This is a genomic window from Nitrosarchaeum koreense MY1 (assembly GCF_000220175.1).
GTDB classification, from domain to species: Archaea; Thermoproteota; Nitrososphaeria; order Nitrososphaerales; family Nitrosopumilaceae; genus Nitrosarchaeum; species Nitrosarchaeum koreense.
The window spans coordinates 674,197-696,085 of the sequence record NZ_AFPU01000001.1 but is presented as its reverse complement, the minus strand read 5'-3'; the positions used below and the strand labels follow the sequence as shown (position 1 = coordinate 696,085).

32 protein-coding genes and 1 tRNA gene are annotated in these 21,889 nt (G+C 35.6%); 14 read left to right on the top strand and 19 right to left on the bottom strand.

Annotation, left to right across the window (positions count from 1 at the left end):
* Positions 1–46: 46 nt before the first annotated feature.
* The 6 genes from MY1_RS04070 to MY1_RS04045 all read left to right on the top strand — a co-directional run bounded on the left by MY1_RS04070 (position 47) and on the right by MY1_RS04045 (position 3,046).
* Positions 47–120, top strand: a tRNA-Asn gene (locus MY1_RS04070).
* 189 nt (positions 121–309) lie between these two features.
* Complete coding sequence (locus tag MY1_RS04065; RefSeq protein WP_048109673.1) at positions 310–549, top strand: hypothetical protein; 240 nt, start codon at positions 310–312, stop codon at positions 547–549.
* 44 nt (positions 550–593) lie between these two features.
* The gene (locus MY1_RS04060; protein ID WP_007550438.1) at positions 594–818 is read left to right on the top strand and encodes a hypothetical protein; all 225 of its coding nucleotides are present in this window, start codon (positions 594–596) and stop codon (positions 816–818) included.
* A 137-nt stretch (positions 819–955) separates the two neighbouring features.
* Positions 956–1,405, top strand: coding sequence for a DUF2299 family protein (locus MY1_RS04055; RefSeq protein ID WP_007550437.1), 450 nt, complete (start codon positions 956–958; stop codon positions 1,403–1,405).
* A gap of 677 nt (positions 1,406–2,082) precedes the next feature.
* Complete coding sequence (locus MY1_RS04050) at positions 2,083–2,568, top strand: DUF4352 domain-containing protein (RefSeq protein WP_007550436.1); 486 nt, start codon at positions 2,083–2,085, stop codon at positions 2,566–2,568.
* A 91-nt stretch (positions 2,569–2,659) separates the two neighbouring features.
* Positions 2,660–3,046, top strand: a complete 387-nt coding sequence (locus MY1_RS04045; RefSeq protein ID WP_007550435.1) for a hypothetical protein — start codon at positions 2,660–2,662, stop codon at positions 3,044–3,046.
* An 83-nt stretch (positions 3,047–3,129) separates the two neighbouring features.
* On the opposite strand, the gene MY1_RS04040 is transcribed toward MY1_RS04045, so the two are convergent.
* The 11 genes from MY1_RS04040 to MY1_RS03990 form a co-directional block, all read right to left on the bottom strand.
* Positions 3,130–3,543 carry a PPOX class F420-dependent oxidoreductase gene (locus MY1_RS04040; protein ID WP_007550434.1) on the bottom strand — a complete coding sequence of 138 codons (414 nt, stop codon included), beginning with the start codon at positions 3,541–3,543 and terminating at the stop codon, positions 3,130–3,132.
* 86 nt (positions 3,544–3,629) lie between these two features.
* Positions 3,630–4,148 (bottom strand): winged helix-turn-helix domain-containing protein, encoded by a 519-nt coding sequence (locus MY1_RS04035; RefSeq protein WP_007550433.1) that lies wholly within the window; start codon positions 4,146–4,148, stop codon positions 3,630–3,632.
* Between the two features lie 387 nt (positions 4,149–4,535).
* Entirely contained in the window at positions 4,536–5,360 is an 825-nt protein-coding gene (purC, locus tag MY1_RS04030; protein WP_007550430.1) for a phosphoribosylaminoimidazolesuccinocarboxamide synthase, read from the bottom strand.
* A 38-nt stretch (positions 5,361–5,398) separates the two neighbouring features.
* Positions 5,399–5,785 carry a hypothetical protein gene (locus MY1_RS04025; protein ID WP_007550428.1) on the bottom strand — a complete coding sequence of 129 codons (387 nt, stop codon included), beginning with the start codon at positions 5,783–5,785 and terminating at the stop codon, positions 5,399–5,401.
* 31 nt (positions 5,786–5,816) lie between these two features.
* Complete coding sequence (locus MY1_RS04020; RefSeq protein ID WP_007550427.1) at positions 5,817–6,095, bottom strand: DUF427 domain-containing protein; 279 nt, start codon at positions 6,093–6,095, stop codon at positions 5,817–5,819.
* Positions 6,096–6,129: 34 nt separating this feature from the next.
* Positions 6,130–6,375, bottom strand: a complete 246-nt coding sequence (locus MY1_RS04015; protein ID WP_007550426.1) for an Lrp/AsnC ligand binding domain-containing protein — start codon at positions 6,373–6,375, stop codon at positions 6,130–6,132.
* Position 6,376: 1 nt separating this feature from the next.
* Positions 6,377–7,810, bottom strand: a complete 1,434-nt coding sequence (locus MY1_RS04010; RefSeq protein ID WP_007550425.1) for an amidophosphoribosyltransferase — start codon at positions 7,808–7,810, stop codon at positions 6,377–6,379.
* Positions 7,803–9,968 carry a phosphoribosylformylglycinamidine synthase subunit PurL gene (purL, locus tag MY1_RS04005; protein ID WP_007550424.1) on the bottom strand — a complete coding sequence of 722 codons (2,166 nt, stop codon included), beginning with the start codon at positions 9,966–9,968 and terminating at the stop codon, positions 7,803–7,805. The genes MY1_RS04010 and purL overlap by 8 nt, the downstream gene beginning before the upstream one ends.
* Positions 9,965–10,645 (bottom strand): phosphoribosylformylglycinamidine synthase subunit PurQ, encoded by a 681-nt coding sequence (gene purQ / locus MY1_RS04000; RefSeq protein WP_048109670.1) that lies wholly within the window; start codon positions 10,643–10,645, stop codon positions 9,965–9,967. Before purQ ends, purL begins: the two co-directional genes overlap by 4 nt.
* A gap of 93 nt (positions 10,646–10,738) precedes the next feature.
* Entirely contained in the window at positions 10,739–11,002 is a 264-nt protein-coding gene (purS, locus tag MY1_RS03995; RefSeq protein WP_007550422.1) for a phosphoribosylformylglycinamidine synthase subunit PurS, read from the bottom strand.
* Between the two features lie 57 nt (positions 11,003–11,059).
* Positions 11,060–11,263: a hypothetical protein gene (locus MY1_RS03990; protein ID WP_007550420.1), complete on the bottom strand. Its 204-nt coding sequence runs from the start codon at positions 11,261–11,263 to the stop codon at positions 11,060–11,062.
* 434 nt (positions 11,264–11,697) lie between these two features.
* Between MY1_RS03990 and MY1_RS09520 the strand changes: the two genes are divergently transcribed.
* The gene (locus MY1_RS09520) at positions 11,698–11,856 is read left to right on the top strand and encodes a hypothetical protein (protein WP_007550417.1); all 159 of its coding nucleotides are present in this window, start codon (positions 11,698–11,700) and stop codon (positions 11,854–11,856) included.
* A gap of 21 nt (positions 11,857–11,877) precedes the next feature.
* Here the strand turns inward: MY1_RS09520 and MY1_RS03980 are convergent, their stop codons facing one another.
* Positions 11,878–12,663 (bottom strand): SIMPL domain-containing protein, encoded by a 786-nt coding sequence (locus tag MY1_RS03980; protein ID WP_007550416.1) that lies wholly within the window; start codon positions 12,661–12,663, stop codon positions 11,878–11,880.
* Positions 12,664–12,755: 92 nt separating this feature from the next.
* On the opposite strand from MY1_RS03980, the gene MY1_RS03975 reads away from it, so the two are divergent.
* From MY1_RS03975 to MY1_RS03960, 4 genes are read left to right on the top strand one after another with little or no spacing between them, the layout of a single operon-like run.
* Entirely contained in the window at positions 12,756–13,547 is a 792-nt protein-coding gene (locus MY1_RS03975) for a winged helix-turn-helix domain-containing protein (protein WP_007550415.1), read from the top strand.
* A 33-nt stretch (positions 13,548–13,580) separates the two neighbouring features.
* Positions 13,581–14,045 (top strand): hypothetical protein, encoded by a 465-nt coding sequence (locus MY1_RS03970; protein WP_007550414.1) that lies wholly within the window; start codon positions 13,581–13,583, stop codon positions 14,043–14,045.
* A 28-nt stretch (positions 14,046–14,073) separates the two neighbouring features.
* Positions 14,074–14,874, top strand: coding sequence for a twin-arginine translocase subunit TatC (gene tatC, locus MY1_RS03965; protein WP_007550413.1), 801 nt, complete (start codon positions 14,074–14,076; stop codon positions 14,872–14,874).
* 12 nt (positions 14,875–14,886) lie between these two features.
* A complete protein-coding gene (locus MY1_RS03960) occupies positions 14,887–15,072 on the top strand; it encodes a twin-arginine translocase TatA/TatE family subunit (RefSeq protein WP_007550412.1) in 186 nt (61 codons plus the stop codon).
* Here the strand turns inward: MY1_RS03960 and MY1_RS03955 are convergent.
* The 4 genes from MY1_RS03955 to MY1_RS03945 are packed head-to-tail and all read right to left on the bottom strand — an operon-like array spanning position 15,069 to position 17,746.
* A complete protein-coding gene (locus tag MY1_RS03955) occupies positions 15,069–15,491 on the bottom strand; it encodes an SRPBCC family protein (protein WP_007550411.1) in 423 nt (140 codons plus the stop codon). The two genes, MY1_RS03960 and MY1_RS03955, sit on opposite strands and share 4 nt — an antisense overlap.
* On the bottom strand, positions 15,492–16,055 hold the full coding sequence (locus MY1_RS03950) for a UbiX family flavin prenyltransferase (RefSeq protein ID WP_007550410.1): 564 nt from the start codon (positions 16,053–16,055) through the stop codon (positions 15,492–15,494).
* A 59-nt stretch (positions 16,056–16,114) separates the two neighbouring features.
* Positions 16,115–16,252: a hypothetical protein gene (locus MY1_RS09855; RefSeq protein WP_192805778.1), complete on the bottom strand. Its 138-nt coding sequence runs from the start codon at positions 16,250–16,252 to the stop codon at positions 16,115–16,117.
* 54 nt (positions 16,253–16,306) lie between these two features.
* Entirely contained in the window at positions 16,307–17,746 is a 1,440-nt protein-coding gene (locus tag MY1_RS03945; RefSeq protein WP_007550408.1) for a patatin-like phospholipase family protein, read from the bottom strand.
* A gap of 203 nt (positions 17,747–17,949) precedes the next feature.
* Between MY1_RS03945 and MY1_RS03940 the strand changes: the two genes are divergently transcribed.
* Positions 17,950–18,234, top strand: a complete 285-nt coding sequence (locus MY1_RS03940; RefSeq protein WP_007550406.1) for a hypothetical protein — start codon at positions 17,950–17,952, stop codon at positions 18,232–18,234.
* Positions 18,235–18,348: 114 nt separating this feature from the next.
* On the top strand, positions 18,349–19,440 hold the full coding sequence (locus MY1_RS03935; protein ID WP_007550405.1) for a formate--phosphoribosylaminoimidazolecarboxamide ligase family protein: 1,092 nt from the start codon (positions 18,349–18,351) through the stop codon (positions 19,438–19,440).
* On the opposite strand, the gene MY1_RS03930 is transcribed toward MY1_RS03935, so the two are convergent.
* Complete coding sequence (locus tag MY1_RS03930) at positions 19,437–19,700, bottom strand: hypothetical protein (RefSeq protein WP_007550404.1); 264 nt, start codon at positions 19,698–19,700, stop codon at positions 19,437–19,439. The two genes, MY1_RS03935 and MY1_RS03930, sit on opposite strands and share 4 nt — an antisense overlap.
* A 230-nt stretch (positions 19,701–19,930) precedes the next feature.
* Between MY1_RS03930 and MY1_RS03925 the strand changes: the two genes are divergently transcribed.
* Complete coding sequence (locus tag MY1_RS03925; protein WP_048109665.1) at positions 19,931–20,191, top strand: hypothetical protein; 261 nt, start codon at positions 19,931–19,933, stop codon at positions 20,189–20,191.
* A 1-nt stretch (position 20,192) separates the two neighbouring features.
* On the opposite strand, the gene MY1_RS03920 is transcribed toward MY1_RS03925, so the two are convergent.
* Both MY1_RS03920 and MY1_RS03915 read right to left on the bottom strand, forming a co-directional pair.
* A complete protein-coding gene (locus MY1_RS03920; RefSeq protein WP_048109663.1) occupies positions 20,193–20,429 on the bottom strand; it encodes a hypothetical protein in 237 nt (78 codons plus the stop codon).
* 724 nt (positions 20,430–21,153) lie between these two features.
* The gene (locus tag MY1_RS03915) at positions 21,154–21,822 is read right to left on the bottom strand and encodes a hypothetical protein (RefSeq protein ID WP_052296743.1); all 669 of its coding nucleotides are present in this window, start codon (positions 21,820–21,822) and stop codon (positions 21,154–21,156) included.
* Positions 21,823–21,889 lie beyond the last annotated feature (67 nt).

Here is a 21,889-nt window from a genome sequence, read left to right as displayed (position 1 = left end):
CGATGGGCGCAAGGATTAAATCGCTTTTACTAAGGTACAAACTTGTGCCTCCCTAGCTCAGCGTGGTAGAGCATCCGACTGTTAATCGGATGGTCATCAGTTCAAGTCTGATGGGAGGCGCTTCTTATCTCTAGTCTCAAATTTTGAATCATCATTCAGCAAATTATGTTAAAATTATACATATCATTTACAAATGTTTCTAAATTCGAATTTAGAAATATTGATCGATTGACACTATTTGGTTTACTCTATTAGACAGGTTAGATCTAATAGATGATCGCATATCTAGTATAATGCAGGAGGATTACATTGGTCAGAACTAGAAGGGCCAACAGATATTGTGTTGACTGTGGGGCCAGACTGGTGTATTATCCAAGATTATCCAACCCAAAAGCACCAAACGAACACAGAGTACTAGTATATGCATGTCCTGATTGTACCGAGGATTTTGAAAAACCAAAAATGTTCTCAATTAGACGAAACCAGGTAGATGATCCTCTTGAGACAGTTGAGATAGAGATAACTCAAATCCAGAAAAAAACTGGTTAAAAGTGAAGGAATTTTATTAGCAGATTTACAAGTTTGAAAACAAAATGGAAAATATAAAATCAAGAAGCAATGGGTGGTATGTTTTACCGATATTTCTAGGATGGATTGGAGGATTAATTGCATACTTTATCTTGCGACGTGATGATCCTAGAAAAGCAAAAAATTGCTTGTATCTGGGGATAATTTTAGGAATAGTTGGATTAATTCTCAACATCATAATCATTGCACAGATGCCAGAGTTTACGCCAACTTTTAATGCCAATATCTAAAAAACATGCATGGAATATCCATTGCAAACAGGCGTAGATTTTGATTATTTCTAAATTCGAATTTAGAAATATTATAAATTCAGACAGGCAGATACTTGAATTTAGAATCATATAGAACTAGTCTGAGATATGAAATGATGGGCACCTCAAGAATGCGAGATAATGTGGAAAGATGGTTAATTCATGAAGGTCTCTCATTTGAGGATATGAAAAATACCGAAAATACATTTCAAATCCTAGTAAAGCATGCAGGAAAATACGGAATTCCTGCGGAGATTTTTGAGCCAAAATCTCAACCAGGAGTAATTGTCATAGGAGCAAAAGTGATAATGAAAGATAACCAAATTTCAAGATACTTGGGATTTACAGAAGATGAAAAAGAAAAATTTGAGAGAAGAATTGCAGAATATTGCAATTCAATACAGGCAATTAATAGAATTGTTACCGAAGATGGTAAGCAAAAGGTAGGGGTATTTGTCGTATTGGATGACAAAGACAACATAAACCAGCAAACTGTTCTAGATGCGCTAAACAGAGTATCGGAATTGCATGAAAAAACATCTAGGTTTTTGATGAAAACTTTCTAGTCTGATCAACTTTCAGGATATGAAATCGACGATTTTTAGACAAATAATTTCATTTAGACTACAAAATTAAAAAAAATTACGCAAATTCTTGAATTTATCAAAATTACGCCTATGCGTTAAACCCCCCTTGAAAAATACTATGTTTAGTCATAACGTGATTTTATCAAAAATGGTCGTTTTGACGGGGGGGTTAACACTTGTGCCTAGCAGAGAAAAGCAACCACAAAACCACCCAGATGTCCCAGCTAAACATGTGTCATCTTTTATTGTCATGCGTAAAAGCTAAACCCCTCAAAATTCATGCTAAAAACAGAAAAAAATGGTTGAAAAAAGGACCAATTCCTCAGAACTGAGAACAAAAAAATCCAAGGTCTTGATCATTATACCTATCATAAAATGACAAATAATCATGTGTATGTAATCGATAAAAACACTCAATCATCGAATGGATACAGCAAAAATTAACGGGACTGTAATTATTCCAAAAATTACTGCAATTTTCACGTAGTCCTTCTTTTCAAGGGGTTTGAATCTTCCCATAATATCCACTTTCTATTTTGGCATATTTTTAATTCATGTGGTAAATTCCAGAGAATATGCCAATCCAGATCTAATTAGGGTGGATATTTTCGGCATTTTACGCTGCAACTATATACTAAATTTTTGTAGTTTACATAATGGCACGAATTGGCATCATCATCGTGATTCTGGGAATTATAATTTCGATTGGAGCTGCCATGTACATGTATACTCAATATCAAACCAATTTCATTATTGGAAAATCAGGTGAAGCAGTGACAGTAGGACCTGTAGAATATATTGTAACTTTTGATGGAACACATGAAGGAAACAAGGAAAGAATACCTGAAAATACATTTGTGAAGATCAAAATTATTGCAAAAAACATTAGCAATGAAGACACAAGAATTTCAGGAGGTCAATTTTACATTGTTGATGAAAAACAACAAAAACACCGAGCAGTGTATGGTAAGTTTTCTGCAGATGATCTGCTAGATCACATATTAGAGCCAAACAAACCGGTAATGTTCACTACACAATTTGACATTCCATATGATGAGCAAAATCAATACAGTGTAACAATTCGTCCAACAAAAATACAATCAACAACAGATACAGCTGTGATTTGCATCACTAATTGTTGATCGCAAAAAAAAATATTGTCAAATTTTACTAGCGTTGAGGTAATAATGTGTGACTTTAACCATATAACATCTACGAAAAACGAATCTAGGCATGGCCACATCCAAAGCCAAAAGAGCAGAAGCAGCTAAAAAAGCAGCACGTACAAGAAAAAGAAATGCCGCTAAAAAAGCAGCTGAAGCACTAAAAATGGCAGCAAGAAGAAAACGAAGTCGGGCAGCTAAAAGAGCAGCAGCAACTCGCAAGAGAGCATCTCCAAGACGAACTGCAGCTAGAAAAGTTGTTAGAAGAAAAGCAGCTAAAAGAGCAGTTGTTAGAAAAGCTGTTAGAAGAAAAGCAGCTAAAAGAGCAGTTGTTAGAAAAGATGTTAGAAGAAAAGCAGCTAAAAGAGCAGTTGTTAGAAAAGCTGTAAAACGCGCTCTCGTAAGAAGAGCTCTTGTTAGAAGAGCACTTGTAAGAAAAGCAGCAAGACGACGATAAACTGCTTTCATACCTTTTTTCCATTTTATTTTAATGTTAAAACAAAATATTTCTAAATTCGAATTTAGAAATATATAATTTTTTTACTCGTCATTCATTTTTAATTCAGGCAAGACAAAAACACGTTCTGGTTTTATTTTAAGAATAATTCTTTTTTCATCTTCTCTTTTGAATGGGTAATGATTTCTCCCCATGTATTGCTGAGTTAATTTGTCTGCATGTGCATAATCATAATCAGGAATTATTTTCTCAACTTTTCCTCGAATGGTTGTCATGTCAAGAGGATTGTTACTTCCTACAACAGATACTGCAACTCGAGGATCACGCAAAATATTTTTGTGTTTAATTCTTCCCTCGGCAGTATTTACATAAACATAATCTGAATCGCAGTTAGCCCATACAGGGGAGAGTTGAGGGGAACCATCTTTCATCAAAGTTGCAATAAACACGATATTTCTTTGCTGAAATAATTTTACGACTTTTTCTTCCAATTTCATCTCAATTTCACTGATCTATGTTGATCCTTATCATAGTTTTTTGATCGACTCTTCAAATTATCGAGAATAATTGGAAAGTCATTGTATTATTCATGATCCTTGCTAGAATTTTCCATAATGTTGGTCATGGCACGATTCATGATTTCCATTACTAGGTACTGTGAATAGTCTGCAGAGTTTCCACCTTTGGCTTTTTTTGTTTTTGCAGTCTTTGGAGTAATGGATCTGAGAATTTTTTCAATCTTCACAGATGTGTTGTCAATAACCTTGGAGTATTTGGAATCAAAATCATCAGGTGCAGCATATCCCAATAATTTTGTAGAAGTGCTGTAAAATTTTGTGATGGCACCGCGTGATTCCTCAATCTTGGCAATTTCAATTAATCCGGCTTCTTTTAAAATATCAAGATGATGACGAACAGTGGTCAGGGCTTTTTTGTATCCTGTCTTTTTTAGCTCACTTGAAATCTGATCTGCAGATAATGCACGATGGTATAGAATTTCAATGATTTTCGAGCGTGCAGGGTCTTCAATTGCACGTGCGTGTTGGACGCTTGTTGTAAGAATTCGATTTACTTTGATTTCCTTCTCTAGTAGTGTAGACATGCTGTTTACTCCTAATAGTTTGATCTAAAAGATCCACGTATCATATTTTTTTGTCTAATCGCATCAATTTTTTTTTGTTATCACAATAGTGATACTCCTATCATAAGACAATGACCGCTATCAGATTTACTGTAGCATATACAAAAATATTGTTAGCACTACAACATTTATCACTACCACTACTATCTAGATGATATTGGTATCATAATTATAACACCACTACAAATATTTTAAAAAAATAGCAAAAATAAAAAATTTGAAAAAGATATGTCAGAAACATGTAGGGATATGACAAAAATGAATATCTGTAAAATCAATCCAGTATAGAATTCGAGTTGGTGGTTAGGACATAATCAACATCTAGTCATAATAAAAAAATTATTTGTGTTATAGAGAATGGCCAGTTAATTTTTCATATGCAATGACGTATCTGTTTGTCATCTTTTGAATTATCTCAGGTGGTATTGCAGGGGGTATTGGTTCTTTTCCTGCATCACGTGAATCATCAAATTGCTTTTGGTATCCATTCTCAGTTAGCCAGTCTCGCAATATCTGTTTATCAAAAGATTCTTGGGTTTTACCAACCTGGTATGTCTCCTTTGGCCATAAACGATACTCATCAGGACCGATGGAATCGCCCAAGGTTATTTTCCCATCTAAAATTCCAAACTCTAGTTTTAGATCAGCTAAAATAAATCCAGACTTGTCTGCCACCTCAGACATTTTTTTGTAAATCTCAATTGATGTTTTTTCAAGCCATGAATACTGTTCTTCATTTACCAGATTCATTTGCAATGCTTTTTGTTTATCAATTGGAATATCATGTTCTGATTTTGTGGTCGGATCAAAAATTGGCTCCAAGAGTTTTGCAGCAAGTGTAGTGTCAGTGCCTTGGGGTAGTTTCACCTCGCCTTTTTTCCATCTATTTATCAGACTACCATAAAAATAGCCTCGAACCACACACTCTATTGGAAGCATCTTCATCTTTTTTACAAGAATCTCAGTGTCTGATTGTTTTTTTACAAAATGATTAGAAACCTGAAGTGTATCAAACCAAAATTCTGCAAATTTGCACAAAACCTCACCCTTTTTAGGAATATTTTCTTTGAATTTTACGTCATATGCTGAAACCCTGTCTGAGAACTTGAAGAGAAGGGTATTTTCATCTACATCATACAGATCCTTTACCTTTCCAGACGTTAGAAATTTCACAGCCAGACTGTATAATGATTGGATTTAACTGCTCTGAATTACGAGCCCATCATACCTACCATCTTTGGCAGTTCTCGGTATGCCTTGCTTACAAAAATGTCATTATCTGCGTTTATCATTACAAACTGCATCGAATTATCAGATGGTGGAGACAAGATGATCTTTTCACCAGGTTTGAGAGATTTGATATCAAGTGTGTCACCATCTCCAAAATTCACATGAAGATTAGTTAGCAGTTTAGAGCCGGTGTTTTGTATGGTTATCCTGCCAGTTACAAAAAGACTTTGTTTGTCAATAATTGGATCCACATAAAGACTGTATTCTTGAGTGGATATCGACATCTTTCCAATATCCAGTCCAAAGATTATTGCCATGATTCCAATCGAACCGCCAATTATGGCAATTAGAATAGTGTATGATTTCACTGAAGATAGATGAGTTTTCTAATAATTAAGATTATTTTACATCAACACCGTTCCAAAACGCTACCATTCCTTTGATCTTTTTGGCAGCATCGTTTGGTTCGGCATAGTACCATGCACAGTCTTTGTTGGTTTTTCCGTTAATTGTCACAGAATAATAATTTGCCATTCCCTTCCATCCGCAAAAAGTAGTCAAATCGGTTTTTTTAAAATATTCAGATTTTATCGAATCAATTGGAAAATAATGATTTCCTTCAACTACTACAGTGTCATCACTTTCGGCAATTACAACATTATTCCAAATTGCTTTCATGTTAAAATTTTGAAAAAAACAATATTTAAAGATCCTAGTTTTTGTCTTGTTCTGGGATTACCGACAGGGTGGTAGTAGAAATTACATGTTTTACTTTTCTAATATTTTTTGTAATTGTGTCTTCAAGTTCTTTTGATGTCTTTGCCTCTACTTTGACAAAAATATCATAAACGCCAAATGTTCCTCTTGCCTCTTTTACGTTATCAATTTTTAGCAATTCACCCATCACATCCATTTCATGTGCCACTTGGCTTTTTACCAGAACATATGCAGTTTCCATCTTATTCTCCTTTCATCTCAAGACGTGTTTTAAACTCTGGGGTAATTCCTAGGGAATCATAGTTTCCAGACGAACATGTAAAACACATTGAATCCTTTGGAATTCCAACGGCTGCTGCCAAATTTTCTGCATCATTATACCCCAAAAAGTCAGCACCAATACTCTTTCTTACCATTTCAGTTAATTCAGCTTCGTTCATCACCTTACCATCAGAAAATGTGGCCAACTCATCTTGAGAAGGAAAGTCAATTCCAGCATAACACGGGAATTTGATAGGAGGATATGTGATCACCATGCTGATTTTTTTTGCACCTGCTCGTCTTAATGCTTGGATAATCGCCTTTGAGCTAGTTCCCCTAACTAGGCTGTCATCAATTACAACGACGTGTTTTCCTGCAATGATTTCTTTGATTGGAATAATCCATCGATTGATTTCAATTCTGTCGCTTTGGTGTGGCTCAATAAAACTACGCAATGGTCCTTTCTTGCTGTATCTGTCTTTGAGTAACCCTTCATCAAAAGTAATTCCCAACTCTTGTGCATATCCCAAGGCTGCAGGTCTTGCAGAATCTGGAACCGGAATTACAAGGTCTGCATCTCTTATTGGGAATTTTTTTGCCAAAAATCGTCCAATGTTTTTTCTTGAGATGTAGATGTTTGCGCCCTCCATGTTACTTGATGGATGTGCAAAATATGTAAATTCAAAAGAGCAGTGAGCCCTTGATGTGTCTTCTGAGAATCTTTCAGTCTCCAATCCATTTTTGCTGAGTTTGATAAGCTCGCCGGGTTTTACATCGCGTTGCAGTTTTGCGCCAACTGCAGAAACTGCAGATGATTCAGATGCCACAATGTATGTGTCATCTGATTCCTTGTAACCCAAGACCATCGGTCTGAATCCTTTTGGGTCTCTTGCGGCAAATACGGAATTATCATCAGAGATAAATGTAAAACAATAAGAGCCAACCATCTCATTTTTTAAAATAGATAATGCTTTTCCCATCTGGCCATTCTCAGAAATTAGTGACACCAACCTTTGTGCTGCAACCAAAGTGTCACTTGCATTTTGCGGAGTAAAAGAACAACCACCTACCAGATTTGATAGTTCCTGCACATTTGCAATCGTTCCATTATGAGCAATGCACAGGTCCTTTACTTTGAGGGGTTGTGCATTTTCCAAAGTACTTCGTCCCATTGTAGAATAACGAACATGTCCAATTACTGCAGGTGATGCATATTCCTCACATATTTTCTTAAACTCTGATGATGCCCCTGAAACGAGTCCCAATCTTTTTAGCGGTTCTTTGTTTGGGATTGCAACACCCCAAGCTTCTTGTCCTCTATGCTGTAAAGCCCTTAGTGCATCAATTGCCATTGGAACGACATTAGTTCCACTAAGACTAAAAATTCCAACTACGCCACAATTCTCCTTAACCATGAACTACCAACTCCCTTAACGAATTAAACCAAGTTTTTTGAGCCTTATCAACTCTTAGATCTATGATCGATTTGTTTGCTTTGTTTAGTTTGATGTTTTCACCACCAAACGTTCCAATCATTTTGTAAGATATTTTGCTCTTTTTGAGAAGTTCATCTAATTTTGGGAGGTTTTTCTTGTCTACAACTAGTAGATATCTTGAATGAGTTTCAGAAAACAATGTTCGGTCAACTTCAAGTTTTGGACCTGGGATTTTTTCAAGTGATATGTTGCATCCAATTTGATATGTCATGCAAAGCTCTGAAACGGCAACTGCCAGACCTCCTTTGGAGCAATCATGTGCTGCCTTTACCAATCCTTTACCAATCACATCCAATACTGTATTCATGTGTGATTTTGATTCTGCAAAATTTACAACAGGACATTTCCCACCAACAAACTTGTGGATGTATTCAAAATATTCAGAGCCTCCCATCTCATCTTTTGTATCGCCAATTATCACAAGTGTATCGCTGGCATCTATTTTGTGAGAGAACAGGGGTGCCTTGTCAATCAATCCAAGGATTCCAATTATAGGAGTTGGTTTTATCGGGCCGGTTGGAGTCTCATTATACAAACTGACCTTTCCGCCAACACATGGAATTTCAAAATATTTTGCAAAATCAGTAATTCCTTTTAGCGACTCTAAAAACGTCCAAAAGATTTCTGGGTTTTCAGGATTTCCAAACTGCAGATGATCAAGCATTCCAATTGGTTTTGCGCCAGTGCAGACAACATTTCTGCATGCTTCCTCAAAGCAGCCAATTGCTCCCTCTCTTGGATTGATGTAACAGTGTTTTGGATTGCCATCGATTTTTGCTGATAAAAATTTGCCATTATCCAATCGAAGTACAGATGCATCTTTGCCAGGTTTTACTACTGTTCTAATTCCTACCTCATGATCATATTGGCCATACACCCAAATTTTGCTTGCAATGTTTGGCGCTGCAAGAAACTTCATCATCATTTTTGAATAATCAGAAATTGGTTTGAGTTTCTTTTCTTGTTCTATATTTTCTAGATATTCAGGTTTTTTTGATGGTCTGTCCAAAAGTTTGGCGTTTGCAACAACGTCGGTTGGAAGATTTGCACATGTCTTGCTTCCCTGCTTTACATGCATCATGTTATCAAAAGTAACATGACCGATAACAGAACAAGATATGCGGAACTTTTTGCAGATTTCTTGGAGTTTTTTTAGTTTCTCATTATTTGTGACAATTAGCATTCTCTCCTGAGATTCAGATACCATTATTTCATCGGGGTTCATGTCAGATTCTCTAGTGTGAACCTTGTTTACATCCATCTCAATTCCAATAGAAAGAGCATCAGCAGTTTCAGAAACAGCACAGGACAGTCCACCGCCGCCAAGGTCCTTCATTGCATGAATTAGTTTCTGATTTCTTGCCTCAAGAATTGCCTCGATGATTAATTTTTCAATGAATGGATCTGGGATTTGGACTGCTGATCTGTTTTCAGACTCTAATGAATCAGATGCAAACTGAGAACCACCAATGCCGTCCCTTCCAGTAGAACCGCCAAGTAATACGACAATGTCTCCTTTTTTTGCATGATTTTTTATCAGATTTGATTTCTTGCCAAATCCAATTGCTGCGACATCAACTAGAGCGTAATTTGTATAGCATTCATCAAATTCAACCTCACCGCCGATTGTTGGGATTCCCAAACAGTTCCCATAGTCTGCAATTCCGGTAACTGCATTTTTAAAAAGCCATCTTGCTTGCAAGTCTTTTTCAATGTTTCCAAATCTCAGACCATCAAAAATTGCAATTGGTCTGGTTCCTGCAGACAGGATATCTCGGATAACACCGCCAACACCAGTTGCAGCACCGCCATATGGCTCAACTGCAGACGGATGGTTGTGACTTTCAATATGAGCTGTAATTACATAACCATCCCCAACATCCAACACACCGGAATCGTATCCTTTTTCAGAAATTACCAAAGGCCCTTTCATTGGCAACATTTTGAGATGTTTCTTTGATGACTTGTACGAGCAATGCTCTGACCATTCAGCAGCTACAATTTGTAATTCAGTCGATGTTGGTTTTCGTCCAATCTTTGATGTAAGGTCATCTAGTTCTTGGGGCTCTAGACTCAATTTTTAACACCAATTGTTTTAATCAGTGATTCAAAAATTAGAGAAGACGGTTTATTGTCAATTGGGTTAATTGCAGACTCGGCTGCTCTTTCTGGATGAGGCATCATTCCAACAACATTTCCATCTTCGTTGCAAACGCCAGCTATTCTATCAATTGAGCCGTTTATCACTTGCTCGTATCTAAAAACAATTTGATTATTTTTCTTTAATTTTTTTAGCGTGTCATTATCGACATAATATCTGCCCTCACCATTTGCAATTGGAATTGGAATCTTTTGATTTAGTTTCAATTTGTTTGTAAATGGAGTCTTGTTGTTTTCAACTATCAAATTAGTCCAGCCACACATAAAATTCAGCGATGTATTTTTGAGCAATGCACCTGGAAGGAGACCGGCCTCAACTAGAATTTGGAATCCGTTGCATACGCCCAAAATAGGGATTCCTTTGTCTGCCATCTTTCTCACGTCGTTAATTATAGGACTATGAGCTGCAATTGCCCCAGACCTTAATCTATCACCATAAGAAAATCCACCTGGAAGAATCACAGCATCGATATTTTTTGGCAGTCCTTTCTCATGCCAAAAATACTGGGCATCCAGATTAAAAACATCAGTTAGCACATGATACATGTCACGATCGCAGTTACTTCCTGGAAAAACTATTACCCCTACCTTCACACTTTGATTTATCAACAGAGATATTTAATTTGAGTCTAGTCAAAAAACTCAAAAATCAATAATTAGTTGATCGCTGTTTGCAACTAGAACAATTTAGGATGCATCAAAGACATCAATTGTGACTTTGCTTACCATCGGATTGTAGATTCTTAGTTCGTCACATATTTTCTGCACCTTTGCTTGTGCAGATTTTTTGTCTTTTTCTTTGATTGTAAATTTTAGCATCTTGGCAGTCTTTATTTTAGATATTGAAGAGTCTCCGCCTTTTAGTACCAAGTCATTTAGAATTGTCTCACCCTCAGGATCGCTAATGCCTGGTTTGTTTTCAATTGTTACATGAACATTAAAGACAGCCAACAAGTTGGAAAATCAAAAAGAGGTTAATCTATCTTCCTACAAGATTTCAAGAAGGAATCATTTTTCCGTTTCAGCAGCTGTCTTGTTTTCTATTACTGGTTTTGGGGTTGGCTGTTCTTTGATATCAGATAATTTTTGTTTTGACTCAAAATCCTCAAATGCAATTTCAGCTTGATATATCACAATTTGATGCAGTCCTGCCAATACTCCCAAAATAGCAACTGCCCCAAGAACATACACAATAACTGTGGCTGATTTCAATGGTTTTTTACAAAAGTGTATGAACTTAAGGGTTTATGAATAATGATCGCATGTAAAAATTCCCAATTACGGGAATTTTCAAAATCGTATGTGACTAAACAAAATGACATCTAGTTAAATGCCGATACGTGCTATACTAAATAATGAAGTATTCGTTTGAAAACGATTCATTAAGAAACAAGGAACTATCAAGATCACTTGATTCCATTGTAAAGTGCTACCAATGTTTATCAAATGAGAATCTTTGTTGGTTTCATTCAGAATCTGTAAAGACAGTTCTGATTGGAGAAACTAAATCAACAATACTCAAATTAAAAAATAACAGATAGGTTATATCATTAAGACAACAATACCATAGTATTGCAAACTTACATACTTGCAACCCAGGACATGAAAAGGAGGTAATCACTCACCTGAGAAGCATAAAGGGAGTAATGGAAGAAAACGGCATTTGGGGAAAATACGATGTTTTTCTCAAAATAGAACATGATGCAGAATTGGGACTAGATAGATTTGTAGAGATTTTAAGAAGATGGAAAACATCACAAGCACATACACCATGCCAGTCTTGTTTGGACAGGGTGGAAGTATAGACGATTAAAAAAGAAAAAAAGTTAGTTGCTTCCAATTAGGAAGACAACATTTACACTTGTATTGACATCTTGGTCAGATGAAAATATCGGTGTAGGGGCTGAGGATTTTGCAATTCCCTCACTGTATGCCATGTCGTACATTGGCATTGGGTATGGCATTGAAAATTCAGAAAGAGAGACTGCCTTTACTCCAATTATCTTGTAATTGAGTGGGGCTAGTGCCATTTCAGCTTTTGACTTTGCATTGAGAACTGCTTCTTCTAAAAGTTCGTCTTTGAGTTTTGATGCAAGTTCTGGAGATAGTGAAAAGTATACGCTATCTACTCTGTTTACACCTGCCTCAACTGCGCTGTCAATGATAGCAGCTAAACTGTTAAGATTCTCAGTTTCAACATGGATAATGTTGCTTACTCTATATCCAATTAGTTCTTGGGTATATCTTCCAGTCTCCTTGTCCTGATAACTATCGTATACAGGATAGATGTTAAACTGGGATGTACTGATCTCCGAATCAGTGATTCCTACTTGTTTTATTGCGGCAATCACTTTGTTCATCAATTCAGAATTTGAAGCCAGTGCATCTTTGGCAGTTTTTTCTTGAATTTCAACACCAAAACTAATGTTTGCAAGGTTTGGCTTTACACTTGAGATTGCATTACCGGTAACTGAGATCACTTTTTCCCTTGATGGAAAAGGAGTGACTTCTTCTTGAGCTACTGCATTTGGGGTCAGTGAAATTGCACCCACAGTTACAGAGACTACCAGTACAGCAATCATGGCTGTAAAGATTTGTTTTGAATGTTTCATGATTATACAATGAATAATTTTGTAGATAAGGTTTGATTAAATTTCAATTTAACGACAAGCGTTATTAAGAGATTCAAAATTTTATTGGTTCAATGAAAGACGAGATTGGAGATGCTCTAAAAGATACTGAGGGAGATACAATAGGCATTGCAGACAGAGTCGAAATTTTATCTACTGAGGATTCAAAGCTAAAGTCAGTTGGGGAGATACTTAGTTCAGATTCAAGCAGAGCAATTTTAAAAATTCTATTTAATGATTCTCTAACTGCAAATCAAATATCACAAAAGACCGAAATCTCATTGCCACTTGTAATTTATCATTTAAAAAAGATGCAAGATGCAGGAGTAGTAAAAATTACCAACATTGGAAAAAATACAAAGTCTCATGACATGAAGTTTTACACTGTAGACAAGCTTGCAATAGTCATCTTGCCTGCAATGATGTCAGAGCCTGCAAAAAAGAGTAAATCGCTGTTTAATTCGTTTACCAGAATTCACAGACTAGCAACACTTGGTGGCGCATCAATTGCTGCATGGTTTTCATCTCAACTAATTCAAAAAGGAAATGTGATGCAAGATGGAGACATGTCGGCAAATACCCAAATGCCGCCAGATGTTCCAGAGATGGCATTCAAGTCAATTCCAGAAGAGTCTGCAGATGTAGCAATGGAATCAGTGCCAATAGACGAGATGGCAAGAATGTCAGAATCTGCAGATACAATGATGAAATCTTCACCAATTATGGATACTGCACCAATGACACAAGCATTTGATCCAATAGTCCAGATACTTTGGTCTGTAGTTACAGTTCTGATTGTAGTGGTTGCAGGACTAGTCATAGAAGTTGTAATTACTAAACGACGCAAAAACATCGCCAAACATTGAAATTTATATCAGATTAGAAAAGAATACCACAGATTGTCAAGATCAAGATATTGGAAGATTACTCCAGACGAAATGGAGAAATTTGTATACAATGAAGAGAAACTGCTAAACTGGGAGATAAAGTGTGTAAGAGAACCAGAGGTACAAGCAATCTTCATCGGCCTTTTCATGTATAGAAACGGTACACCATACGATTATGAATCAGTCAAGGGAATCACCTACTATCACAACAATATTCCAAGAAAAGAATTACCATCAATTACCAGTTTTCTGCAAGAAAAGTTTGGAGGAAAAGAGATGGAAAAAGGTGAGAGAATATTTCTTAAAGATTCAAAAGAAATCTATTCCAGCAAAGACATTGCAATATTAGCAAAAAGCATGGAGCAGAAATTCAAGACAAAAGCAATCATATCTTTAGAGTTCCAAGACCTGAGTCTGGAGGAGCTCAAAAACGCAGGATTGCCTGAAGCAAAATTACTTCCAATTCCAGGCAAATAGATAAAGCGATGAGATAGACTGATTTCAGATGTCATCTATTGAAGATATCAATAAACATCTAGAAGAGTTAAGAAAACGCTTTGTAAGAATCATCATTGTTTTAGGAATTATTTTTGCATTTGTAATTTCATGTCACTTGTATCCTATCGAGATATTGGGAGTTCAATTGTATTATCCTGAAATTGATCCTGTGAACAATATTGCAGCACAGATTACAACACACATGAAAAACAACCTAGTTCCACAAGGAGTACAGTTAATTCAAACAGAACCAGGACAAGCATTTTTTGCTCAAATCTATGTTGCAGCACTTGTAGCAATAGTGGTTGGAATGCCAATGATAATCAAAGAGGCAGTGGGATTTATCAAACCGGCATTAAAAGAACAGGAAATCAAAATAACACGAAGCATCGCACTACCCGCTTTAGGATTATTCGTTACCGGGTGTATCTTTTCATATTTCCTAGTAATTCCATTCATGCTGGAATTTCTCTACAAATACGGAGATGCGTCAGGATTGATCACGTTTCTTAACATCATGGACTTTATTGCTTTTGTTTTACAATACTTACTTGCATTTGGCATATCATTTCAGATCCCATTGATAATGTATGCATTAACAATGGCCGAAATTGTGGATTCAAAGTTTTGGAGAAAAAATGCCAGATATGCAATACTAGCAATTGTAGTTTTTGGGGCAATAGTTACTCCAGATGGAAGCGGTGTAACCATGTGGTTTATTGCAGTACCTATGATGGCATTGTATTTTGGAGGAATGGTAATAATTGAGCGCAAAAAAAGTAAAAAAGATTTAAATCTCAAAACATAGCTTAAAGCTCAGATGGCACCACCAATGGGATATGAGATAATTATCATAGTAATATTAGGAGTAGTCTTAATTTTCGGTGCAAAAAAGATTCCCGAATTGGCAAAAACTTTTGGTAAAGCAAAAGGCGAATTTGAGAAAGGAAAACTAGAAGGCGAAAAAGAGCTCAACGATTATAAAAATAAAGAAAAAATAGACTAGTTTTCTGCAATAATAGCAAACTCATCAATCATTTTAGAATATTCCTTTGGAATCTTGTCTTTGCCAAAACCCAGTTTCTTTAGTCCTTTAAACTTCCAATCAATCTCCAAAATTAGTTTTGTTTCGTTTGGAAGCTGCTCGTATCTTGTTGTGATGTGAGTGCCCTTTGCATCCCCGCCAACAATGAATAGTTCGTGCAGGATTGGTTCGTCAGTTACATGCTTTGCCATGATTACAAATTCCTGTCCTCCAAGCATCAAGTGCTCCTCTACAAGTGAGTTATTTCCCCTAACTGAAATGGTTCTAGTTGAGGGATAGTATTGTGGAAGAATTTTTTGGAAATTTTCATAGTTTGTAGTAATTTCAAAAACTTTTTTTCTGTCAGCCTTTATGATCTTTTCAAAAACAACTCTAGCCAATTATAATTTGAAAGTACCCCAACGAGGGTATAAACCGTGCTCCAGATTAAACTGGTCCAGACACTTTCCAACTCCGTGATTTACAATATCATCGATTGTTTTTGGTTTTGTATAAAATTCTGTAACTGGCGGCAGTATTACAATTCCAAGTCTTGATAATTTTAACATGTTTTCAAGATGGATTGCAGAAAGCGGAGTTTCTCGAACCATCAAAATTAATTTTCTAGATTCCTTAATTGTCACACCTGCTGCCCTTGCAACCAATGTGTCATCATACCCATTTGCAATTGCAGACAATGTTTTCATGCTGCATGGCGCGACAATCATTCCATCAACCTTATGAGTTCCACTTGAAACGCTTGCTGCCATGTTTGATTCATCAGAAGTTGTAGTTGCAAGTGACTTTACATAGCCTATTTGAAATTCTGTCTCCATTGCAAGACACTTGATTGCCCACTCTGACATTATCAGATGAGTCTCAACTCCCAGTTTCTTTAAGACCTCTAACAAGCGAACGCCATAGATTACACCAGTACTGCCAGTAATGCCAACTATCAGCTTCATTGTAAACTATCTAATCATTCATGGTATTTTATCTATTAGATGGTACGATGATTTTAGCACTAGCTAGTTTGTGCCTCATCTGCAGCATCCAGTTTTTTCTGTTCTTGTCTTCGCTTAATCCACAAAGAGATTCCACCTACTGCCATGGCAGTAAGCAAGATAACTCCGGCCATCTGTAATTCAACGGAATAAAACATATCAGTATTGTAATGTGTATTAAGAAAAATCTTGTGATTGGTTAATTTAACATCTCAAATGTCAGTCAACATGCCAATCTTTTTTAGATATTCTGAACTAAAGCGGGTTTTAAGATAATCAATCATATCATCATAACCGTTTTGTATGAGGCGTTTTATTGTGTTTGAAGTAAAATCAAAAACCTTGTTTGAAACCGCATAGTCATCATGTTCTCTTTCAATTCTTATGATTTCACCTATGTTTAGTTCACCTTCTACAAAATCACGATATTTTGTTGCCATTGCACCAACAAAGCGGTGTTGCATAGGTAGTGGTTCATCGAGCATTTTATCAATTACTTCTTGTTTTATTCCACGTTCAATTGACATATTGATTAATTTTTTTGTCATCTCCTGAAATGATTGAAGAAACAACAATATCGTTTCGTCGTTCTTTGTTCTATCTGCAAAAACAATATCTGAAACCCTATTTTTTACACCATCATAATCGAAAGGAACTGTGTTAACTCGTGCAGGGTTCAAATTTATTTGAACTACATCAAGTTTTGGCAGGATGCCCTTTACTCCCTTACCATAATACCAATATTGTCTTTGAGCTATAATCACCTGCATTAATGGTGTATTGATTAGAATCCCACCATCCCAGAAAAAACGTTCTTCTTTTTCATATCTCTTTGTATTTGAGTCATAACGTTCTGCATCCATCTTGACATAATCATAGTTAACTGGTACTGATGCACTTGCAATGACCTGATCTGCAGTTATTCCATCATCATATCTTATGACATGTTCAAATCCTATTATTGAATTCTTTTTGTTATTTTCATCTACAATTAATTTTCCATAACCACTATGTCTTCCACCATCCTCTTTTTCATAGCTATCAAACACAACAGGCATGCCTTCTCCTACGTCAGTAGCGACAAGCAATAGTCTTGGTTGATCATATTCACGACTAGTGGCAATAGGAAATTTGGCAAATTTTTCTAGGCTTTCTTTTAGTGGTTTGGAATCATATCTGTACCACACGTTAAACATATCAAAGAATCTATTGTCAGCAACCATCTGAGGGTGTGAGAATACTTTGGAGACTCCAGTAGCAGTAAATTCTTTTGAAGAATAATATCTCCTAGTAGTTTCGGCATCTGCAAGATTTGTGAAAAACTTTCTATAATTATCCCACCATTGTGTCATATAATTTGGAATTTTATCTAAAAATGATTCTGTTGAAATATAATTCCAAAAATCAATTAACCGTTCTGCAGAACCTTCCCACGTCTTGTTTTCTACCACATAACTTGTAATTATTGCAGAATTGATTGCACCAATAGATGTGCCTGCAATTATATCAAACATCGGTCTCTTTTGATCTTCTAGTGTGTTTCTGTGTTTTAGGAACTTGTAACCTGCGTCATAACACCCTGCTTCATATGCTCCGAGGGAACCACCTCCCTGAAGAATTAGTGCCCTTTCATTTTGCGGTATTTTTTCCATTCTATCTTACTCTTGTAAAGTTGAGGAGAACATAATTTGTTTTTTGATCAAAGTTTAACCTGTTGATTCTTTTTTTGACATCAAATGTTGTGGTTTTTTTCAAATCTTTTGTCATGAGTTTTAACTACATCTCATTCTAATAAATACAATTTCGATTTTCAATAATGGATTAATATGAGTGAAATAAATTCAACTGCCTGCACATGATTAATCCAACCAAGATCATATTATTGGTTTTAGGAATAATTCTAGGAATATTACTGGCGTTTGGGGCAAGTAATTTTGAAATAATATTCAAGAACAAGACAGATGAACTAAAAGACTTTTTAAATCTGGTAGCAAAAAGTACGTCTATTGTTTCTGTGAGTATTTTCGTTCTGACCGTACTTAAAAAAATACGCATCAGACCAACATGGTCTTATTTTGTAATGGGTGTGGCTGCAACCTATTCTATAATGACTATTGTAATTTTACCACTACTTTCATAATTTGATTTTTCAAACTTATCATTAATTAAAATTCTAAATGTAAAAATTCGATGCTATTTTTTGAGGCTGATTTTTGAAAATTAGCTATATTAGTTCCTGTATTCTAGTTATCTTATGATTAGTTCTTCTGAGATTAAAAAAATTGTAAATGGATATTCTGATGTAAAGATTGGTGTGATGGGAAGTCACTCTGCACTTGAGGTAATGGATGGGGCAAAAGATGAAAACTTTCAGACGCTAGTGTATTGCCAAAAAGGAAGGGAAGGACCATACCAGAGATTTGGAAGAATAGCAGACGAGATTGTTGTGTTAAATAAATTCAAGGATATGGCATCTACTAAAAATCAAAAAGCCATGCGAGACTCTAATGTCATAATAGTTCCTCATAGATCACTGACTGTATATCTTGGATACAAAACCTTGGAAAATTCATTTAAGGTTCCAATATTTGGAAACAGAAAACTATTCCAAGCAGAAGAGAGAACAGCAAAAAGAAACCAGTACTTTTTACTAGAGAAGGCAAGAATAAAATTTCCAAAGTTATTCAAAGACCCAAAAAACATCAACAAGCCATGTATCGTAAAGGTACAAGAATTAAAGAGACCATTAGAGCGGGCATTTTTCACAGTATCATCTTACAAAGACTATAAAGAAAAATCAGAAGCAAAAATAAAACAAGGATTAATTTCAAGAAAGGGCCTAGAACAAGCAAGCATCGAGGAACTTGCAATTGGCACATACATGAATTTTAATTTCTTTCACACTCCAATATCAAAGCAGGTTGATTTTATTGGAATTGAACGAAGACTGCAGACAAACGTCCATGACTTTAACGCGCTTCCAGCAAAACAGCAGCTAGATATCAACATTGACTTGCAAAACATCGAGGTAGGTCACACACCAGCTAGCATCAGAGAGTCGTTGCTTGAAAAAGTAATCAAGATGGGCGACAAGTTTGTAGCTGCAGTCAAAAAGGAATACGCCCCAGGAATCATTGGGCCATTTTCTTTGCAGAGTGTAATTACAAAGGATTTGGAGCTTGTAGTGTATGATGTGTCATTGCGAGTCCCTGGAAATCCGATTGTTGCAACTACTAGCCCGTACACAAAATATCAGTACGGCAAAACATTTGGAATTGGCAAAAGAATCGCCATGGAAATAAGACAGGCCCAAGAAGAAGGGCGTCTTGATGAGATAGTTACCTAAGCAATTACAGTAATTTCTGGAATTGATGAACCGCCATAACCTGGATCAATTCTCTGTTTTGGATTCAACGAAGTATCATGATGACATGCCTTGTTACAAACCGGGCAAAACTTTCTGTCAAGTACTATACATTGGCAAATGTGATTTTTGACATATGCTTGTGCTGCCTGGTTCCATTCCCCAGTGCCATTGCAATAAACGCAATCATGGGAAGATATTGAGCCTAGTCCTTTGCAAAAATCACAAATGTCTTCAGTCATATCTATATCTAATAGATAAACTAATTTTTAAATCAATATAATTGAAATGCCCAAAGACATATTTCAACGAGGATACAAAAATTATTGTTGATTGGCTAGATTGAGAAATATATCGAATACTCAACGGTTTTGGTTCAAATAATTTTAGAACGGTTTTATTTGGACCAGAATTGCTGGATGCCAATTGACATATCCAAACTCTTTTCTGTCAGGGGATAACAAAATGACTTGTGCCAAGAACCATCTACATAAAAGAGATAATCACGATTCTAAAAGAGCCAAAGATCTGTCCAAGGTGCCAAAAAGACGACAAACTGGAAAAAAATATTGTCTTTGAACGAAGATCAGACGGCCAGACAATACTTTGTTCAAGATGTGAAGCATTGACTGTAATTACAAACCACAATCTCAAGGAAGTTGAACTGTCAGCTGCCAAAGACTATCAAGTGATGCTAAAAGAGCCGCACCTGATTCGCAAAGTAACATACTAGGTTATTTTAGTAATTGTTGAATTACATAGGTTCTGACATGTGCAAACTCCCATTCTTTGAGATCTGCGTTTTTGCATTCCTCTTTGATAATTAGTCCTGCCAGTCCCTTGCTCCAGATGTGTCTGTTTACATCATAGACTTCGATTATTTTTCCGTGCTTTGTAATTTTGATGCTGCCATGGCATCTTTGGATAATTTTTGCAGCAATGCTTCTGTACAGTTTATCCATGTTAGCCATAAAGTGAGAATGGTTTTTGGGATATCAAAAAGTTATGCTTTGCAGCAAAAATACCAATATATCATAGAATGAAAATTATCAATTGCTGATGATTAAGAAAGCTATGTCTGATTGCTGATGAGTTTGCCGAATTATGAAGCATTTAGGATTATAGAGAAGATAGACAATTAGGGATGAAAAGAGTTTAGAACCTGATTTCAATTAGACTATTCTCTAATTATATCCATTCTTCTTCAGGATTTTCTAATTGATTCCATTTACTTTGAATTATTTTGATGATGTTTTTTTTACTTTTTAATCTAAGCATACCCCCATTATGTAAATTTTGTATTTAACAAGGACGTAGGAATTATCCATAAAAAGGGGTTTAGAATCCAATAATTTCTTCATAGTTTAAAATATTCTAAAATTTAAATGATAATATACAAGTTTGATTTTTTTGTAAAAATCATATAAAAATAAAACTCGATATTTTTTACAATTTACGCACTACCAACACAGGATTTTTGAGCACGATCAATGATAATTTTTTAAAAATACCATTTATTACCATTTAATTGAGTCTGAAAAATACGATATAAAAGGATTAAATTTAAAAAATAAAGTCTCGCTGAAATATCTCTATTTCAACTAGACAGTACGAATTAGGACAATTTACTTACGTAAACTTGAAACTTAAGAACAGTGGAACTTTTTGAGAAATGTCACATCCATTTTGGAAAAATTAGCATAGTCTGTCTAGTTTTTTATCCAATAATTCGACTTGTCTTTTCATATCATCAACTAGCGAATAAAGAGCGTTAGTAGAATTATCAACGGATTTTTTTCCGCCATTTGACCAGTCAATCATTGCCTCAAGCATACTTATTACCTGTAATGAGTAATCGGTAAGATCCTTTATGCTAAAATGTTTTTTTAAGTTCTCGTCATTTGGGAAAATTACAAGATCATCATTTTGATAGATTCGATATTGCTGAGTAGTTATTGCATTTCTAAAGCCAAGCAGAAACATTCCACGTATCGAATTTTTTAGCTTTTCAGAATACTGCATCTTGTTGCAAATTTTAGTAACCATCTGATAAAGCGAAGTGTTCTCATCAAAGCCGCCCTTTAGTTTAGCAGGATTTACAATAATTTTGAGAAACTTGTTTATCACATCAAGATGCGACATAATAAAGGACATCTCTGAATAAATTGCAAAGACCATTGTCTCTTGATTTTGAGAACCAAGGCTGCGTGCAACATCATGAAACGAATTTGAAAAGTCTTTTTCAAACTCTAAAAAATTTTTAAAAAATTCCTCGTCACAGTATTGCTCATTAAACTGGACCAGTCCGTGTGACTCGATATCATTTAGAATTACCAAAGTGGCTCGATAGTTTGCGTCACTCACAGACAATAGGCACAAATATCAAACTTAAGTATATCTTCACGGAATAAACCTCTACATACCGGGGATA

What these genes read in the sequence shown, in the direction of transcription:
- MY1_RS04060 (WP_007550438.1), top strand. Translation starts at nt 594, where the DNA reads ATGGAAAATATAAAATCAAGAAGCAATGGGTGGTATGTTTTACCGATA.
- MY1_RS04055 (WP_007550437.1), top strand. Translation starts at nt 956, where the DNA reads ATGGGCACCTCAAGAATGCGAGATAATGTGGAAAGATGGTTAATTCAT.
- MY1_RS04050 (WP_007550436.1), top strand. Translation starts at nt 2,083, where the DNA reads ATGGCACGAATTGGCATCATCATCGTGATTCTGGGAATTATAATTTCG.
- MY1_RS04045 (WP_007550435.1), top strand. Translation starts at nt 2,660, where the DNA reads ATGGCCACATCCAAAGCCAAAAGAGCAGAAGCAGCTAAAAAAGCAGCA.
- MY1_RS04040 (WP_007550434.1), bottom strand. Translation starts at nt 3,543, where the DNA reads ATGAAATTGGAAGAAAAAGTCGTAAAATTATTTCAGCAAAGAAATATC.
- MY1_RS04035 (WP_007550433.1), bottom strand. Translation starts at nt 4,148, where the DNA reads ATGTCTACACTACTAGAGAAGGAAATCAAAGTAAATCGAATTCTTACA.
- MY1_RS04020 (WP_007550427.1), bottom strand. Translation starts at nt 6,095, where the DNA reads ATGAAAGCAATTTGGAATAATGTTGTAATTGCCGAAAGTGATGACACT.
- MY1_RS04015 (WP_007550426.1), bottom strand. Translation starts at nt 6,375, where the DNA reads ATGGAAACTGCATATGTTCTGGTAAAAAGCCAAGTGGCACATGAAATG.
- MY1_RS04010 (WP_007550425.1), bottom strand. Translation starts at nt 7,810, where the DNA reads ATGGTTAAGGAGAATTGTGGCGTAGTTGGAATTTTTAGTCTTAGTGGA.
- MY1_RS09520 (WP_007550417.1), top strand. Translation starts at nt 11,698, where the DNA reads ATGGAAGAAAACGGCATTTGGGGAAAATACGATGTTTTTCTCAAAATA.
- MY1_RS03980 (WP_007550416.1), bottom strand. Translation starts at nt 12,663, where the DNA reads ATGAAACATTCAAAACAAATCTTTACAGCCATGATTGCTGTACTGGTA.
- MY1_RS03975 (WP_007550415.1), top strand. Translation starts at nt 12,756, where the DNA reads ATGAAAGACGAGATTGGAGATGCTCTAAAAGATACTGAGGGAGATACA.
- tatC (WP_007550413.1), top strand. Translation starts at nt 14,074, where the DNA reads ATGTCATCTATTGAAGATATCAATAAACATCTAGAAGAGTTAAGAAAA.
- MY1_RS03960 (WP_007550412.1), top strand. Translation starts at nt 14,887, where the DNA reads ATGGCACCACCAATGGGATATGAGATAATTATCATAGTAATATTAGGA.
- MY1_RS03950 (WP_007550410.1), bottom strand. Translation starts at nt 16,055, where the DNA reads ATGAAGCTGATAGTTGGCATTACTGGCAGTACTGGTGTAATCTATGGC.
- MY1_RS09855 (WP_192805778.1), bottom strand. Translation starts at nt 16,252, where the DNA reads ATGTTTTATTCCGTTGAATTACAGATGGCCGGAGTTATCTTGCTTACT.
- MY1_RS03945 (WP_007550408.1), bottom strand. Translation starts at nt 17,746, where the DNA reads ATGGAAAAAATACCGCAAAATGAAAGGGCACTAATTCTTCAGGGAGGT.
- MY1_RS03940 (WP_007550406.1), top strand. Translation starts at nt 17,950, where the DNA reads ATGATTAATCCAACCAAGATCATATTATTGGTTTTAGGAATAATTCTA.
- MY1_RS03935 (WP_007550405.1), top strand. Translation starts at nt 18,349, where the DNA reads ATGATTAGTTCTTCTGAGATTAAAAAAATTGTAAATGGATATTCTGAT.
- MY1_RS03930 (WP_007550404.1), bottom strand. Translation starts at nt 19,700, where the DNA reads ATGACTGAAGACATTTGTGATTTTTGCAAAGGACTAGGCTCAATATCT.
- MY1_RS03920 (WP_048109663.1), bottom strand. Translation starts at nt 20,429, where the DNA reads ATGGCTAACATGGATAAACTGTACAGAAGCATTGCTGCAAAAATTATC.